The following is an 18333-nucleotide window of genomic DNA, read 5'->3' as shown; positions in this document are numbered from 1 at the left end:
AACCACGAATTAGAAATTAAGGTTTAAAGAGAAATTGTAAGACGGTGTCGGTGCCATCGTCAGATTACGGCTATTCGGGATAAAATCGGGATCAATACCGGCATTATTCTTTTTCCAGATTAACCCGAGATTGGTAGCAGTAAACCCAATAGAACCGCTATTAATCATTAACTTATTCAACCATCGGGACGGGATATCGTACGTCAACGATACCTCTCTCAACCGGATATGGTCACCTTTCAGCACATGTATATCCGCACCCCGGTAACGCGTGAAACTATTGGCATTTGTACCAATACGCGGCACGTCGGTTGTCTCCTCGTCACCCGCTACACGCCACCGTTTGGCCATATCTTCATTAATCTCGTAATACGTGTTTCTTCCACCCGCTTGTTGCGCGATCGTCGGTTTCTGGAAAATATGCCCGAACTTGTAAGTAATACCCACGTAAAGCGACAGTCCCTTGTAAGAGAAAGTGTTGAAGAACCCACCAAAATACTTGGGTGTCAAGGTTCCCATGTACACGAGATCATCATTCGTCACGTTCTCGGTTGATTTGATGATTTCCCCGTCCGCGTTATAAACGAGTGCATCTCCATTTTCGTCCAAACCCGCCCAGCGATAAGCCCAGAAATTACTCATACTATATCCTTCCAGCATACTCGCACTACCGCCACCACTGGAATAAAAATAGGATGACATCTCGTAAGGCGATGACTTCACCTCATTCGAATTGTAAGAGAACGTGAGGTTTGCCCGGTACGTGAAATCTTTTCTTTGCACGATTGTCCCGTTCAACGCCAAGTCTATACCTTTACCGTTCACTTTCGCCGCATTTCGGGAAAGCGTGTAAGAGGACGACGCGTTTGCCCCGAAAATCGGGTTGATCTGGTAATCCGCGAACAAATCTCGGGAATACTTGCGATACAACTCGATCGTACCGGAAAGCCGGTGATTTAGCACGGCGAAGTCCAACCCGAAATTCAACACCCCCGTCTTCTCCCAGCGAACGGAAGGATTAGCTGCGAAATTAATACTTGAAGAAGGTAATTGCGTGTACCCGTCGTTACCTGTCGTCAAGGATATTTGCGTGAAAGGATACTGGTTCTGGTCAATATTCCCGTTATACCCGTAAGTCGTTCGGAATGTTAATTGATTCAGCCAACCCACGTTATCTTGAATGAAATCCTCCCTGCCGATATGCCATGACAACCCGGTTGACCACATCGGGGTAGCCCGGTATTTCCGGTCAACACCAAAATTATTGTAATCGTCATAACGCACGCTACCTGTCACCACATATTTATTCATCAACGTGTAAGACAAATTTCCGTAATACGACAGGAAACGGCGTTGATAATCTGTTTCCGGACTACCATCCAAGAGATAAGAATTCCAACCCCATATATTCGTGTAAGGATTCTGTATTTGCGAGGCAGCCAGCAACGTTTGTTCGTTATAACCGTAATAATACGCTCCGTTTTGCCAAGTTCTAGTCTCGCGAAACTCGATACCTGCCAACGCGGATACCTGGTGAATCTCGGCAATCGTATTATCGTAATTCAACTGTCCCCGCAAACTATAATTCCGAGCATCGGTATGAGCCACGTTCAACAACGCACCCCCGGGAAGCCCGTGTGTCAGCGTGCCGGTACTCTCGTCATACCTCGTGGCATAATTATATCGATCCCTTGCCGCATACGTGTTCTCGTTTTCATAATTCCTCACCTTGTTATTCGTCTTCTCGTACATGAACGAACCGTCCAAGGCCAAACCCTTCACTCCCGGCACGGGGATATTCAACCCCATAGTCAAGGCTACCGCCTGTTCTTTTCGCATGTTATCCTTATTATCCAGCTCGTCAAGATAATTGTACCTCCAACTCTGGTAGCCCAACGCCTCTCTCTCCTTCACGAAAACCTCGTCGTACCTGTAATAATCTACCCGGTTCCCGTTATCGTCCACCAGTTGGTCATACGGCATCAACGGGAGAATTCCCAGCGAAGCCTGCATCGAGGAAAGCCCTAACCCGTTATCTTTAATATTAAGCAATGAAGCCCTGATTCCCGTGGTTAACGTGGCCCAGTTCATAAGTTTGAAATTCAAATTAGAAGTCAACGTGAAACGGTCACCATTATTTCCTTTCGTGTTCGAACGCTCGTTCGCATAGGAAGCCGAGAGGAAATAAGACATCTGCTCGGAAGCCCCGCTGAACGACAAATTATATTGTTGCGAGAAGGACGACTGCAATAAGTACTTCTTCACGTCCCGGTAAGCACTACGGCTAGCCAGCTTCTCCAATTCGGCATTCGCCACGTCCTGAGAAATCACGCCATCTTTCGCGTCCAAAAGTAACTTTGCCGCCGTAGAGATAGCGTAGCCGGCCCCCCATGCCGAACTCACCGGGCGGGTGATATACCCTTTATCCACCATCTCTCGCTCGTAATCAATCATCTCGGCCGAAGTCATCACCGGTAACGTGCTGAAACGAGGCGACGCTGAAGTCATGACATTCATCCCGAAATTTATAGTCGTTCCCGGTTTCCCGCTCTTTTTTCCTTTCTTCGTCTCGATCACGATAACCCCGTTAGCGGCACGAGCCCCCCAGATAGAAGCGGCGGCAGCATCCTTCAGGAATGTGATCGACTCCACGTCATTCGGGTTCAAGTTCTTCAACTCCAGATCCGTCGGAAAACCGTCAACAACCAACAATGGTCGGGTCATAGCGTCTGAAAAACTGCTCTTTCCCCGGATATTCATCGAAATATTGCTCTGCTCCTCCAACTGCCCGTCTTGACGGTTCGACCCGTACAAGAAAGTCATGTCGGACTTTTTCACGTCCACGTACACCCCCGGAACGACACCCTCCAAACGGTTCAAGATATTCGGACTGGGGCGCTTCTCCAACTCCTTGGCGGTCACCACGCTAAATGAACCCGTGGCACGCTCTTTCGGCAAGCGGGAATATCCCGTTGAAACCACCACCACCTCGTCCAGCGACTCGATCGACTCTTTCATCTTCACGTTCATCGGCTTCTCGTCATTCACGGCACGGGTCTGCGACTCGAAACCGATCATCGAGAAAAGCAACGTGTCGCCCTTCGCGCACACGGCCGTGTAATTCCCCTCAACATCCGAAATATACCCCAACGTCGTACCCTTGATCAAGATATTCACGCCCGGAAGCGGCAATCCCCGCTCGTCCGTCACCTTACCGGATATCCTTAACTTATCATCTTGTTGTTGAGCCTGTCTCGCCGGACTGATAACCACCGTGTTGTCTACGATCGAGAACGAGAGCCCCGATCCTTTCAAACAAAACTCTAACACCGCCTTCACGTCGGCATTCGTGAAATCCGGGTTTAACCCCACGATTCCCCCCACCTTCGCGTCATTATACAAAAAGGTAAGTTCCGTCTGCTTCTGAATCTCCTTCGCTACCTGAATAAACGAACTGTTCTTCATCTTCACGGTCACGTTCTGCGCCACCGCGCCAAGCGATGACACCAACAGTAGAACGACCGTCAACTTCATCATTATCTGGCTTTTTAATAGACATAAACCTCCCGGAAGAGACTTATTTCGGTTCTTCTTCATCATATAAATTATTAATTTAGTTAGTTTTACACACCGGACCCCCTCGTGGCCATCGAGAGAATCACTCCGTAGTTATATACACGTCATTACCATGTAGTTCAAATCGCACGTCTCCCGTCATCTGCAACATTTTCATCACTTGGGAGAAATCGTCGTATCGTCTCAAATCACCCGATAAAGATATCCGTCTCGCCCCCTCGTCCTTGAATATCACACGAATATCATACCATCGTTCCAACGTCTGCATGATCCTTTCCAGGGGTTGCCGCTCGAACACGAACCGCCCGTCCTTCCAACTGGTAAAGTTACGTGCGTCCACCTCCCGCTTGATCATCTCGCCCGACAACGCGTCCACTTCCGCCTGTTCCCCCGGTCGCAACAGGATCGAATTGCCCGGGCTATATATTTTCACGGAACCTTCCGCCAGGGTTGTCTGCGACTGTCCCTCCTCCGGGTAAGCCCGGATATTGAAAGACGTCCCCAGCACGGTCACCGTTGAACTCGCGAACTGCACGATAAAAGGCTTCTTCGCGTCCTTCGACACCTCGAAATAAGCCTCTCCCTGCACGAACACCCGCCGTTCCTTCGCCCCGAAGACCACCGGGTACTGGATCGAGGTCTCCGAGTTCAGCCACACCCTCGTCCCGTCCGAAAGCGTGAGGCAAAACTCGCCACCCCGCGGGATTTCCAGTTTATTGTACACGATCGACCGATTTCCCGTGGCGTTAGCGTAAGTCAAGCCGGAGGAAGTCGCGTTAATCCGCGTCCCTTCCGTGACGATCGTGCTGTCCACCGCATCATGCCCCAACGGGATCGTCTGTCCGTCCGACAACGTCAACAACGCTTTGCTCGTGCCGGGGAGAATCGTCGTGCCCGACGCCACCTGCTCGATCACCGGGTCCGCCTCCCGGTTCACGCTAATATAAAGAACGGTCGCCAGCATGAACGGGATAACCACCGCCGCCACGCGAGCCACGTTCATCAACACTCTTCTTTTATGCCGCTGCTGGTATTTCCGTTGTAGGAAACGCCCGTAAGCCACCCGGTAATCGAACACCTCCTGCTTCTCCATCCCGGTAACGTAGAAATCGTCGGAGATCATCTTCCGGAAAGCATCTTCATTCAGCGCGGACGCCTTCCGCCAACCGGACAAACGTTGTTCCTCGCTCCCGGAAAGTTGTCCTTTCAGGCTTTTCTGGATTAATCGCGCTATTTCAAATGCTTCTTTCATCTTAATCTCTTTTTATACCCCGAAAACAACCGAGAGCAAAAAAAGTGTCACGGAAATGACACTTTCTTTCAATTTTAACAATTCGATAATAACAACAGGATAGCGGTGATATCCCCTAAACGACTCTTCAGGAACTGTTTACCCCGCTTTTTATGAGACTTCACCGAATCTATAGAAAGATTTAATTTCTCGGCAATCTCCGCGTTGTCGAATCCCTCCATGACCAACTGGAACACCAGTCCCGTCTGTTCCGGTAAATCCTGTATCGCATCCGACAGCAAGGCCAACAACTCCTGCTCCACGATCTGGTTAAAGAAAAAGGTAGTCTGTTCCCGTTCCTCGATCGACGACAGGTACTCCTGCTCGATCCGCGCGTGTTTCAGGTAATTCAGGCATTGATTTTTCGTCACCAGGTAGAGATACGATTTTAAAGCCACCACGACCTCGAACGTCGGCTTATCAGCGTACAGCTTGAAAAATATTTCCTGCACGATATCTTCGGCCACGTCCGGGTCATTCACGAAACTCGTCGCAAACGCACAAAGCGAGGCGTAATACCTCTCGAACAACAGCTTGAAAGCACGGTCATCACCTGCCTTTAATTGCTGTAACCACTTCAATTCATCTTGTTCCGACATATATTACGTGTACTGGTCCATCTCCTAGAAAGTTACAAATATACGAAAAGTTTACTACTTCAAGTTCTGGATTTAAAATGAAAAAATACCCACACGCGCAGAGAGGTAATACATAGCCTGCATCCTGACAATATTTACTTTTACATACAATACTTGACAATGAATTAACACGCTCATCGTAAAAAAACAACATAACTCATTAATTATAAAAGAATTATTACCCATATTCTCGCAAGTACCTCCCGGCTTACTTATCTGGAACTTATTAGGAACTTATCAGGAACTTATCAGGAACATATCGTTAAGTAGCATACAAGTAATCATGCTCTTTTAAATAACAATACGGCGAAGAATCCCGGCAGACCCAGCGCACACTTTCGTAGATAGCCACCTGCTCTACAAACAGAGGAAGAGCTGGAATACGATCCCAACTCTAAAAGTACGGGCTAGCGCGGGCCGTTAATCTGTAACTCGCTGAAGGCGACTCTCACTCCTTCACCGAATCTTGGCGATACACCCGCATCACCCCTTGTATATGCTTCAACCGGGAGATCAATTGTGACAAGTGTTCCGTGTCGCTCACCAGCACGGTGATCTGCCCGTCAAATACCCCCTCGCTCGAGTTGATCGACAACCCTCGCAAGGTGATCTTCGGGTCTTTAGCGATCACCTCGGTAATCTTCGTCACCATCCCGGCATCCTCGCGTCCGACGATACTCAACACGGTCTGGTAGGACGTAGTCCCGCCGTTCGTCCACGCCGCCTGCACGATACGGTAAGGATAACGGCGTTGCAGGTCAATCACGTTCTTGCACTGCGTCCGGTGAATCTTGATCCCCTCGCCAATAGAAACGAAACCGATGATATCATCCCCGAACACGGGATTACAGCAACGTGAAAACTTGTACACCACGTTATCCACGTTCCGGTCGATCAGTAACACGTCCTCGCTGATCGGGCGGGAAGGGGTCACCCGTACCTCCTCTTTCGGGAGTACAACGGCACGCTCCTCCTCCTTCGGGCGGGTGATAAACTCCTTGATTTCCGCCATGTCGATCTCCTCCTCGGCTATCGCCTGGTAAAGATCAATGGCGAACTTATATTTATAATGTTGTTGCAGGCGATGAATCGTCTCGTCCGTCAACTCCAGTTTCCAGTTCTTGAAGCGGCGGGCCAGCATCTCCTTGCCGAGCGTGGCCTGCGCCCTGGAATCTTCCGTCAGGAATTGCCGGATCTTGTTGCGCGCTTTCGACGTGGTGGCGATATTCAACCAGTCAGCGTTCGGCTGCTGGTTGTTCGAGGTCAGGATTGACACCTGATCACCGTTCTTCAACACGTAACGCAACGTTTCGTTCCGCTGGTTGACCTTTCCTCCCACGCAACGGGAACCCACCGCCGTGTGAATGGCATAGGCGAAGTCAAGCAACGTCGCTCCTGCGGGCAAAGTCTTCAAATCCCCCGCCGGGGTAAACACGTGCACCTCCTTGTCTTGCAAGTTAATCTTGATATCGTCGAGCATGTCCACGGCGCCCACCTCCGAGCTTTCCAGTATCTCCCGCAACTCCGTCAGCCACTCCTCGATCGCCTTGTCGGCCGTTCCCCCCTTGTACTTCCAGTGGGCGGCGAACCCTTTCTCCGCGATCTCGTCCATGCGCTCCGTGCGAATCTGCACCTCCACCCAGCGGTTATTCGGGCCGAGCACGGTGGTCTGCAACGACTCGTACCCGTTCGACTTGGGCACGGAAATCCAGTCCCGCAGGCGTTGTGGGTTGGGCGTGTACTTGTCGGCCACGATCGAGTAAGCCCGCCAGCAATCGGCCTTCTCCTCCGGCCCGGTACTGTCGAGGATGAAACGAACGGCGAAGATGTCGTATATCTCCTCGAACTCCACCTGCTTCTTACGCATCTTGTTCAGGATCGAGGCGATCGTCTTCGTCCGCCACTTCACCTTGAATTTGATCCCCCGGTTCGTGAACTCCTCCACGATCGGGGCGATAAACTCGTTGATGTATTTCTCCCGAGCCTCCCGTGAACCTTCCAGCTTGAGGGATATCTCCCGGTATACTTCCGGTTCCCCGTAACGCAAGGCACGATCCTCCATTTCCGACTTGATGTTGTACAACCCCAGACGATGAGCGAACGGTATATATATGTAGCTCGTTTCACGCGACAACTCCCGTTGCTGCTCCGGGGGTAAATTCTCGGCATGCCGCAAGTCATACAACTTCTCGGCGAGGAAAATCAACTGCACCCGCACGTCCTCGGCGAAACTCAGCAACAACTTCCGGAAGTTATCGGAATCCACCACCCGGTGCGTGGCGTAAATGCGACTGATATCCCGCAATCCGGATAAAATTTGTGCAACCTTGTCACCAAACCGCGCTCTCACCTGCTCCACCGTCAACGCCCCCGACTCGGTAGCCCGGTGAAGCATCAGGCAGATGATCGAGGTTCGCCCCAACCCGATCTCGGACGTGATAATCAGCCCGGTATCCAACAGGCGAAGGATATCCGCCTCGGTCACCGCTTGCGGGTTCACCTCGCTACTCATCGCCGTGTCGAACGCCTTGCGCACGAGCCGGATATCCTCGGCCGAGACCAGATTCTTACAGGATTTTAATAACGCTCTATATCTTTGTTGAATAATCGTGTGTGTCGTTAATTCAGTCATAACAGGTTCATTTAATCGCCTTCGGCGAGTTACAGGTTACATTTGCCTTCGGCGAGTTACAAGTTATTTACCGCGCACTAGCCAGTGCTTTTTTGAACTTTTATCTTTTAGTTTTGAACTTTTATCTTTTGAACTCCCTCACCGGGGTGACGATGATCTCGAATCCCCTATTATAATTAATAAGGTATAATCCCCGGTTCTCCAACCCGCCGAAACCACTCACGGGGCGGAAACGGAAGCGAGTGAACAATCCGCTCTCATCTTTCTCCCGCAAAACGTTCATCGTGTTCGCCCGTTCGGCATTCACCAGCGGGATGAAAAACATGCTCATGTCAAACGCCCGGTTAGCCGGGTTTCCCGGTTCCGCGTGGAAATACTCCCGGTGTCGAGCTGAAAACGCCTTCGCGCTCTCTCCCTGGTAATCCACGTAACTGTTGGTCATCATCTTCACGTTCAATTTATAGAAGACCTCGTCATCAATAGAGGTAAATTTCAACCAATCGGGGAAACCGATCACCGTGATACGGTAGTGATCCGCCAGGGCCGACAACACGGGCAACGTCCGGCTTGCCGCGGCCTCGTTGACCGTCGAGAACAGGATAATATTCTCCACGTCCGGCCTCATCCGCTTTCGCAGGGAGTCCAAGTGCATATGAGTATGCCAGCGCAAATCGGTCATCGTGTTGCTCCCGTTCTCCTGCAAACGAGCACGCACCAGTCCCGACAAGCGTCCCTCTTCACCCCCGCTCCCCCCGCCATCCGGGATAATATTTATCAGGTGAGCCTGTGCGCTGTTTGCCACGATCCAACTCGCCATCTCCTCCACCAGCGAAGCGGTAGATATATTCATCTGCACGAAATTCGGGTAACGGGCGATATCCCCGCCTCTTGAAGAAAGCGGGTATATCATGGGAATCCCCCTGTTCCCCAGTTGCTCGGCAATAGTTTTATAGATATTGGCGTACACGGGTCCGATGATCAAATCCGGATTCAACAGGTTCAACTCGCCCGCTAACCGCTGCACCTGGCTAACATCCCGCTCTGTGTCGTAAACGTGCAAGTCAATCGTGTAACCGAGACGTTTCAGGCTATCCACGGCCATCAACACCCCTTGATAAAATTGCACGAAAGGCTCCGAACGGGCATTCAGACGCCAACGCTCGTCCCGAACGTTCACGCCCAGCGTGTCCACCGGGATCTCTTCCATAGACGACGGCAACTTGTTATCCTTCACGCACAAAGGCAACAGGAGAGCCACCTTCACGTGTCCCGCCTCGTGCGCCACGTCGGGAATCAGGATCACGGTATCGCCCACGGTTTGTCGCACCAGTCCCTCCAGCGAATCCCTAGCCGGGGGAAAAGCCTGTTGGTGATTCTCCTCGTGTTTCTGCATCTCCTCCTGCTTCACCTGTCGCGCTTCCCTCGCCTGACGCTCGATCCAGCGCAGTTCCGCCTCCAGCACGTCCCGGTCGATCTGCTTCAACGCCAGTTTCACCACGGCCCCCTGGGCGATCGGGCGACTCACGTCATACTCCGGGTTATCTTTCAGGATCCGTTTCATCTTGATCTTGAACTTCCGGGAGAGCGAGTACAAGGTCTCCTTCGGCTGCATCCGGTGGTAATAGAACTTATCATCCACCGTCTTGAAAGGCTCCACCACGGGAATCCGCAGCACGTCACCGATCGACAACGCGTTATCCTTCTTGTCGTTCAACGCCTTCACCTCGTCAACGCTCACGCCGTAAGCCTTGCAAATAGAGAAAAGCGTCTCTTTCGCCTTCACCGAGTGCAAGTAATAGGACTTTCCTTCAAGCACGATTTTTTCTCCCGACTTTTCTATTTTGATTTCTTGGGCCTTGACATATCCCGCCAACCCCAGTAAAAGGAATACTAAAACAAATCTTATCATCTTTATTACTTCTTATTTCATGAGCAAAAATAGTAAAATAGTAGTGATAATTGAAAAATCTCTGCTATTTTTGCATTTCTATAAATATAACAAACTATATTGACTCTATGGGTTTCTTTAAAAAAGGACATATTCTCGTGTTACTGATCAACATCGTGGTCGCTTGCATCATACTGTTCGTGATCGGATACATCGTACTACAACGACTGGACAAATACACGAATCACGGTTATTATATCGCCGTCCCGGAACTCCGGGGACTTACTCCCAACGAGGCTGAACCCTTCGCCAAGGATAAGAATTTACAGATCGTTATCGTCGATTCTATCTACGACAATAACGCCAAACCGGGCACGATCGTGGAACAATTCCCGTCGCCCAACTCCCGCGTGAAGAATAACCGGGCCATTCAGTTGACGATAAACGCTAACGCCCCGGAAAAGATCATATTCCCGAATCTCCGCAACATGCCCTTCCGGCAGTCGTTGCAACGCCTGAGGTCCCTGGGCCTTAACGTGGGAAGAATCGAATACGTCCCCTCCAATTTCAGGAATCTGGTGCTTGACTTCAAACACGAGGGCCAGACGCTCGAACCCAACAGCATCATCCAGAAAGGAGAAACCGTGGATATCGTCCTCGGAAACGGCAACACGTCCAACGACCAGGTGGCGATCCCCTTGTTGCTGGGCAAGACGCTGCAAGAGGCGAAAACCATCTTGTTGCAGTCATTCCTCAATTTCGGGGAGATCATTCCCGACGAAACGATCAAAACCGACGCCGAGCAGTTATCTGCCATCATCTACCAGCAGGAACCCGCGCACGAGGAGAATATCACGATGAAAATGGGGGGCGATATCACGCTCTACCTCACGATAGATAAAGAAAAAATAATGGCGCTGGACTCCCTGTCCATCGAGGAGCAACAACCATGATAGAAGAAATAGAAGATTTAGAAGAACTCAACGAGGAGGAACCGGAACAAGAACAGGAAATGTACGAGCATTTCCGTTTGGAAGTTGACCCCGGTCAGAATTTATTGCGTATAGACCGTTTCCTGGTCGACCGGCTGCCCAACGTTTCGCGCACCAAGATACAGGAAGCCGCCGAGGCCCAATGCGTGCAGGTGAACGATAAACCCGTGAAATCAAATTACCGGGTGAAACCGAAAGACATCGTCACGTTGATGCTCCCCCATCCCAAACGGGAGATACGGGTCATCCCCGAAGATATCCCGCTCAATATCGTGTACGAGGACGACTATCTGCTGGTGATCAACAAGGAACCGGGCATGGTGGTACACCCCTCCTACGGGCACTACACGGGAACCCTAGTCAACGCCCTGGCATGGCACCTGAAAGGCAACCCGCTCTTCAAGGAGAACGATCCCCGCCCGGGACTGGTTCACCGGATAGATAAAGATACCTCCGGCCTGCTTGTTATCGCCAAGACCGAAGAGGCCAAAACCAAACTGGCCGCCCAGTTCTTCCACAAGACTTCCAGCCGAAAATACGTTGCCGTGTGCTGGGGAAACATGGAAGACGACAACGGCACGATCATAGGCAACATCGGGAGAAGCATCGCCAACCGGAAGATCATGGGAGTATTCCCGGAAGGCTGCGATTACGGGAAACACGCGGTCACCCACTACCACGTGCTGGAACGCCTCGGGTATGTCAACGTCGTGGAATGCGTGCTAGAAACCGGACGCACCCACCAAATCCGGGCACATTTCAAATCAATCAAGCACCCGTTATTCAACGACCCCGAATACGGCGGCAACGAGATCCTGAAAGGAACCACCTTCACGAAATACAAGCAATTCGTGCAGAATTGCTTCGCCATCTGTCCCCGTCAGGCGCTACACGCCAAGACCCTAGGTTTCGAACACCCGGGTACCGGGGAATGGGTCGACTTCGACTCCGAAATACCACGAGACATGCAATGCCTTATCGAGAAATGGCGAGGGTACGTGGCGAACCGGGAAGTGGAGGAATAAAGTCATTCCACCGTTCCCTTCACAACCAACTGGATCGTTGGCTGGTGGGGGTCGTTGCAATAGACGGTGATAAGTTTGCGTTGTTTACCCTTTCGCCCGGCGGAATGAAAGATAACATGCAGTTCGATCTCTTTGCCGGGAAGGATAACGCGTTGGCTGGGTAACACGGCCGTGCAGCCACAGGTGGTTTCGATCTTGCGGACGATCAGGTTGCGGCCTCCCGTGTTTTTAACTTTAAAAACGGTAGCGGCTTCCTCCCCTTCCTCAAGAGTCCCGAAATCAAACTCCGTCGTGTCCATCGTCCACCGGGGAGCCTGTTTCTTTTCCTCCTCGCTCCAATCGTCAAAATCCTCCCGCACGTTCACGTCGACCATAAACCCGTAATTGTAGTTCACCTCCCCGCCCACGATAAAACGCATCACGTTATAATAATTCCCCAGTATGTTCTCATTCTTCACGCAAAAAGTCATGATCAACGTATCGCACGTCCCCGCTTCCACGACGTACCCGCCCAAGTTCCAATCCTCCACGGTATGCCCGATCTTCCGGCAAGTGATTTCCGGGAAATTGTTGAATCCCTCCAGACGAATCCCCTCACTCGTGGGATTATATACTAACAAGGTATCGTTATACTCCTTCCCCACGAACACATCCTTCCATCCCGTCCGATCCTTGCTGAAAAACAAATCGCCCGCCGGGTAGATACACTCCTTCGGAGCCTTGCTCCAAAAACACGCTCCCATCAAAAGAACCATGACAATCAATCCATATACTTTCATCCTGATAGAATAAATTCATTTCACGAATTCAAAATTACTATTTACATCTGATTTTATTCCCTCATGTACAAAAATTTGATACTAAAATGTACTTTTGTTCTGAAAAACGACATAAATAACTGGAAAAAAGCAATAATTAATGATTTGTTAGTGGAATTTTTATCGTTCTGTTTATCCCTTGAAGATAAATTTGTTCATACTAAAATGCATCAAAATCATTAATTATAAATTTTAGTCCACTATGAAAACAAAAAATCTATGTTTTGCATTCATCCTGTCCCTGCTCGCTTTCCAAGCCTGCACGACAGATGACGTATCGTTGACGGAAAACAACGGACCGGGTGACGGAAGCAACCTTTACGCGATCAAGGATAATGCTTTCGGGGAATACCTCAAATACCTGGGTGTTACCGGGGTATATTCGAAAGTATCGAACGAAACGGGTAGCCCGGTGATCTCCTATGTCATCGATACCGTAGAATCAGCGACATTCACGGGTGACATTAACCTGAGCAAAACCGCAGCTTCCATCACGAAACTGGAAAACGCGGGATTAACCACGGCCGCGGACAAGATTCAGGATATTGACGGTATCCAGTATTTCACGGGACTAAACTCGCTGGCACTCACGTCGAACAACATTACCGCTCTTGATCTATCGACGTTGGTGAACCTGACCGAACTGAAAATGAACTTTAACAAGGTCGGTTCTTTGGACCTGTCACACAACACGAAACTAACAACACTCAATTATAGAGGTAGCGGTGAAGCCGAGGAAGGACAAAAGCTCACTTCCATCGACCTGACTCACAACACGGAACTCACCACGTTGGATTTACAGATCCACCAGTTGACAACCATCGACTTATCCAAAAACACGAAACTCGTGTCCGTCAACCTGTCGAGCAACCCCGGAGTCCCGTTCTCGATCCCGGAAAGCATCTACAACAACCTGACGACCAGCGAGGGTGTCGTATCGGGCAACCCAACCCCTCCCGTCGGAGAGGAGTACTACGCCATTCCCAACAAGGCGTTCGGGGAATACCTGAACTATCGGTTGAAAGACCTGGGTATCGTGTCGGAGGAAAACGGCTCGTACAAGATCGACAAGGCGAAGGCTGCCGCTTACACCGGGGAATTAGACCTGAGAAAAAGAAAAGATGACATGGCCGAACTCGTAACAGCCGGGTTATCTACCGCCAATGATGCTATAACCGATCTGAGCGGTATCGAATGCTTCACGAAATTAACCGTGTTAAGATTGGTTTCCAACAGCTTAACATCGCTGGACATCACAGTTTTGACGGAACTCACCACGCTGGATTTAAACAATAATCAAATCACCTCTTTAGATTTAACTAAAAACGTGAAACTAACCGAGTTAAGTTACAACGCCAGCACGAAATCCGGGGCCAAGAAATTGAGTAGCATCGACCTGACAAAGAACACGGAATTAACCTCGTTGAGCATGAAAACTCACGAGTTGACCGCGATCGACCTATCCCGGAACACGAAACTGACTTCTGTCGATCTGAGCGGGAACACGGGAGCACCGTTCACGATTCCGGCCGAGATTTACGATAATTTGACCACCGCCAAAGGTGTACAAAAATAATTACACGTATGATTTATATAGGAGCACTTATATCCATCCAATTCATCGCCCTGACGGCTTACTGGCTGTTCAAGAAGTATCACGCCCAGGCGGTATTACTCTTCAGCGGTCTGGTCATGTTGACCCTTGCCTTGTTGCTAGGTTTCGACATCCCGGAACTGAAGAACGCCACCGGGTTGAAAGAATTCGACCTCTTCAAGGTGATACAGGAGATTTTCAGCGATAAAGGCGCCGGGGTAGGATTGATGATCATGACCATCGGGGGATTCGTGGCCTACATGAAACACATCAAGGCCAGCGACGCCCTGGTGTATGTTTCCATGCAACCCTTGTCGATCTTCCGGAAGTACCCCTATCTGGCAGCCTCGCTGGTGATACCGATCGGGCAGCTTTTGTTCATCTGTACCCCCTCGGCCACCGGGCTGGGATTGTTGCTCGTGGCTTCGATCTACCCAGTACTGGTAAGCCTGGGTGTCAGCAAGCTGTCGGCCGTATCGGTCATCTCGGCATGCACGGTATTCGACATGGGCCCCGCCTCGGCCAACACGGCCCGGGCCTCCGAACTCGTGGGCATGAATAACGTGATGTACTTTATCGAACATCAAATGCCGCTGACCATTCCCATGACGATCCTGCTCATGATCGTGTATTATTTCAGTAATCGCTACTACGACAAAAAAGACGCCGTGAACAAACCTGTCGAGGAAACAAAACGGGAAGATTTCAAGGTCGACGTCCCGTTGATCTACGCAATCCTCCCGGTATTACCGCTGATCCTGTTGATCGTATTCTCGAAATACATTCAACTGTTCAGTTTCTCGGTGGAACTCGACACGACAACGGCCATGCTCATGTCGTTCTTTATCGCCATCATATTCGAATTAATCCGCCAACGCGACATCAAGAAAGTATTCGCTTCGATCAAAACCTTCTGGGAAGGCATGGGAAAAGTATTCGCTACCGTGATCACCCTGATCGTGGCGGCTGAAGTATTTTCAAGAGGATTGATCAGCCTAGGATTCATTGATTCCCTCGTGATGCTCTCCCAACACATTGGATTCTCCGGGATAGGCATTGCCATCTTGATGACCTTGCTCATCTTCGCGGCCTCCATGCTGATGGGAAGCGGCAACGCTTCATTCTTCTCGTTCGGCCCGCTAGTGCCGTCCATAGCGGCAAAAGTCGGGCTTGACGGGGTAAACATGATCCTGCCGATGCAATTGGCCTCCAGCATGGGACGGGCCGCGTCGCCGATCGCCGGGGTGATTATCGCCATATCGGAAATCGCCGGGGTATCCTCGTTCGATCTGGCCCGACGGAACTTGATCCCGCTATCGGTAACGATGATTGTTATGTTGGTTTATCACTTTCTTATAGTCTGAATATGAATATTACAATAATAAAAAACGCCAATATTTACGCCCCCGAAAAACTGGGGATAAAAGATATTCTCGTGTGTAACGGGAAAATAGTCATGGTGGACGAGAAGATCGAGTTGACGAGTGTAGTCCACTCGCTGATCGACGCCGGGGGCATGATCGTGACCCCCGGTCTCATCGACCAGCACATGCACATCATCGGTGCCGGGGGAAAAAGCGGTTACTTCTCGATCACGCCGGAAGTGCAACCGAGCGAACTGATCCGTTGCGGGACGACCACCGTGGTCGGTATGCTGGGCACGGACGGAATCACGAAAGAACTGACCACGTTGTACGCCAAGTGCAAATCGTTGGAACAATACGGGATAGGGGCATACATGCTCACGAGTTACTTCGCCGTACCTCCCAAGACGATCACCGGGAGCGTGACGGAAGATATGTTATTCATCGACAAGATTATCGGCTGCAAGGTGGCTATCAGCGACGAACGCAGCTCCTTCCCCACGAAACAGGAATTGTTGCGCCTGATCAACCAGGTACACGTGGGCGGATTGACATCCGGCAAAGGAGGCGTTCTCCACGTTCACCTCGGCGCACTCCCCTCCCGCATGCAAATGCTGCTGGAAATCGCACGGGAATACCCGACACTGGTGAAACACATTTCGCCCACCCACGTGGGCAGAACGGCCGCCCTCTTCGATGAAGCCGTGGAATTCGCGGCACTGGGAGGAATGATCGACATATCCACGGGAGGAACCAAGTTCGACGAACCCTATAAAATCCTGTTACACGGGATAGAGAAAGGAGTACCCGTAGAACAAATGACATTCAGCAGCGACGGCAACGCCGGAATGAGCAAAAAAGACCCGGAAACTGGGGAACAGATCTTCTACAAGGCCCCTTTGCACCTCAACCTGCAACAAGTGCGGAAACTGGTGAAAGAAGGCGGTATGCCCCTCGAAGACGCCATCCGTCCGGTGACCTCCAACCCGGCCCGGAACATGACGTTACGCGCGAAGGGACGAATCGCCCCCGACCGTGACGCCGATCTGTGTTTCTTCGACAATGACCTGAACTTGCAGAGCGTGATCGTGGGAGGTGTGACCTGGATGCAGGAAGGGAAACTGGTGAAAGTTGGAAATTTTGAATGAGATAACTTGAAAACGAAAAGATGAAAAAATATAAGTTCATACTAATGTTACTCGTGTTGCTCCCTTGGAGTCCCGTGTTCTCGCAGGAAACGGAAACAGAGGACGATGACACGGAAAACGTAACGGTAGATTCCGATGCGGCTAAAATCATCGTGAATAAATACCGTTTGGGTGACGGGATCACGTTTTCCGCCCCGGACGGAGGCTACAATATCAACCTGCGGGGATTTATCCAGACCACGTTCGAAACCCGGAAATACGAGGGCGACGACCAATTTTACTCCCGTTTTCGCATGAGACGCCTACGCCTGCGCCTCTCCGGTGATGCGTGGGGCGGTAAAGTAGGTTACCGGCTGCAAACCGATTTTGCCCAAGCCAACGGGGGCGACGGCGAATTAAGCGGGATGTTGCTGGACGCTTTTATTTCCTATAAACCCGTGAAAGGTCTGACTTTCACTTTCGGACAAAAATCCACGCCTACCGATAACCGAGAACTCGGAATCACCTCGAACACGCTGCAACTGGTTGACCGCAGCAAACTATCCTCTTATTTCGGTTCCATCCGAGAAGTCGGGATTTTTGTCGACGGATCGTTCCGCGTCGGCCACACGGCCTACCTCCGCCCCTCGATCACGATCACGGACGGTGACGGTAGCGCCACCTTCACCCGCCGCCACGGGGGATTCAAATACGGGGCACGCATCAACTACCTACCCTTCGGTCTGTTCCGGGCATACGGGGAAACCCGCGGTGGTGACATGGCACGGGAAGTAACCCCGAAACTATCCATCGGAGCAACATACAGTTACAACGTCGGGATCAGTGACCGGAGAGGCCGGGAAAGCGGTTCGATTCTCTACCTGAACGACGAGAACAAGGAAGCCTTGCCAGATTACATCAAATTCGGGGCAGACTTCCATTTTAAATACATGGGATTCTCCGTGCTGGGCGAATTCGTGAAAACGTGGGCCCACGTTCCGAGTGAAATCACGCAGCGGGTCAGAAACGACGGCACGACATCCACGGATTTCGGCGGAAACATGAAAGACTACGTGAAAGCCCGCATGATGCTGGGAGCGGGATACAACATCCAGGCCGGCTACATGTTCCGGAACCGCCTGTCAATCGACGCCCGCTACACGCACTTCGATCCGGACGACAAATCGTTCCTGCACAACGAACTCTATTTCAACCGGAATAACTTCTATGAAGTCGGTCTTTCCAAATACCTGACCAAGTCGTACGCCATCAAGGTGCAAGCCTCGGTCGTGTTCGTGGATGCCGAACCGGGAAGCAAGAACGTGAACAGCGTGGTGACCGAAGGAAACGAAACCCTCCTGCAAGCCATGATTCAATTCTCATTCTAA

The 18333-nt window shown here is 50.9% G+C and carries 12 protein-coding genes; 6 read left to right on the top strand and 6 right to left on the bottom strand.

All coding sequences use genetic code 11. From position 1 onward, the window contains the following. Positions 1-9: 9 nt before the first annotated feature. From DWW52_RS02495 to DWW52_RS02475, 5 genes are all read right to left on the bottom strand, one after another. Positions 10-3600, bottom strand: coding sequence for a SusC/RagA family TonB-linked outer membrane protein (locus tag DWW52_RS02495; RefSeq protein WP_118713878.1), 3591 nt, complete (start codon positions 3598-3600; stop codon positions 10-12). A 58-nt stretch (positions 3601-3658) separates the two neighbouring features. After that, positions 3659-4828 carry a FecR family protein gene (locus DWW52_RS02490; protein ID WP_118713877.1) on the bottom strand — a complete coding sequence of 390 codons (1170 nt, stop codon included), beginning with the start codon at positions 4826-4828 and terminating at the stop codon, positions 3659-3661. Positions 4829-4902: 74 nt separating this feature from the next. Beyond that, positions 4903-5466, bottom strand: coding sequence for an RNA polymerase sigma factor (locus tag DWW52_RS02485; protein ID WP_118713876.1), 564 nt, complete (start codon positions 5464-5466; stop codon positions 4903-4905). Between the two features lie 487 nt (positions 5467-5953). Continuing rightward, positions 5954-8137 carry a bifunctional (p)ppGpp synthetase/guanosine-3',5'-bis(diphosphate) 3'-pyrophosphohydrolase gene (locus DWW52_RS02480; RefSeq protein ID WP_118713875.1) on the bottom strand — a complete coding sequence of 728 codons (2184 nt, stop codon included), beginning with the start codon at positions 8135-8137 and terminating at the stop codon, positions 5954-5956. A 121-nt stretch (positions 8138-8258) separates the two neighbouring features. After that, a complete protein-coding gene (locus DWW52_RS02475) occupies positions 8259-10046 on the bottom strand; it encodes a LysM peptidoglycan-binding domain-containing protein (RefSeq protein ID WP_118713874.1) in 1788 nt (595 codons plus the stop codon). A gap of 107 nt (positions 10047-10153) precedes the next feature. On the opposite strand from DWW52_RS02475, the gene DWW52_RS02470 reads away from it, so the two are divergent. Both DWW52_RS02470 and DWW52_RS02465 read left to right on the top strand, forming a co-directional pair. Then, the gene (locus DWW52_RS02470; RefSeq protein WP_118713873.1) at positions 10154-10978 is read left to right on the top strand and encodes a PASTA domain-containing protein; all 825 of its coding nucleotides are present in this window, start codon (positions 10154-10156) and stop codon (positions 10976-10978) included. Further along, entirely contained in the window at positions 10975-12042 is a 1068-nt protein-coding gene (locus DWW52_RS02465) for an RluA family pseudouridine synthase (RefSeq protein ID WP_118713872.1), read from the top strand. Before DWW52_RS02470 ends, DWW52_RS02465 begins: the two co-directional genes overlap by 4 nt. Positions 12043-12044: 2 nt before the next feature. On the opposite strand, the gene DWW52_RS02460 is transcribed toward DWW52_RS02465, so the two are convergent. Further along, positions 12045-12821, bottom strand: coding sequence for a DUF1573 domain-containing protein (locus tag DWW52_RS02460; RefSeq protein ID WP_118713871.1), 777 nt, complete (start codon positions 12819-12821; stop codon positions 12045-12047). 241 nt (positions 12822-13062) lie between these two features. Between DWW52_RS02460 and DWW52_RS02455 the strand changes: the two genes are divergently transcribed. The 4 genes from DWW52_RS02455 to DWW52_RS02440 are packed head-to-tail and all read left to right on the top strand — an operon-like array spanning position 13063 to position 18333. Further along, on the top strand, positions 13063-14436 hold the full coding sequence (locus tag DWW52_RS02455) for a leucine Rich Repeat (RefSeq protein WP_118713870.1): 1374 nt from the start codon (positions 13063-13065) through the stop codon (positions 14434-14436). Between the two features lie 8 nt (positions 14437-14444). Continuing rightward, on the top strand, positions 14445-15818 hold the full coding sequence (gene dcuC / locus DWW52_RS02450; RefSeq protein WP_118713869.1) for a C4-dicarboxylate transporter DcuC: 1374 nt from the start codon (positions 14445-14447) through the stop codon (positions 15816-15818). A gap of 2 nt (positions 15819-15820) precedes the next feature. Further along, positions 15821-16966 carry a beta-aspartyl-peptidase gene (gene iadA / locus DWW52_RS02445; RefSeq protein ID WP_118713868.1) on the top strand — a complete coding sequence of 382 codons (1146 nt, stop codon included), beginning with the start codon at positions 15821-15823 and terminating at the stop codon, positions 16964-16966. 20 nt (positions 16967-16986) lie between these two features. Beyond that, positions 16987-18333 (top strand): porin, encoded by a 1347-nt coding sequence (locus DWW52_RS02440; protein WP_118713867.1) that lies wholly within the window; start codon positions 16987-16989, stop codon positions 18331-18333.

Source organism: Odoribacter sp. AF15-53, from assembly GCF_003479425.1.
Classification (GTDB): domain Bacteria; phylum Bacteroidota; class Bacteroidia; order Bacteroidales; family Marinifilaceae; genus Butyricimonas.
This window is presented reverse-complemented; position numbering and strand designations above follow the sequence as displayed.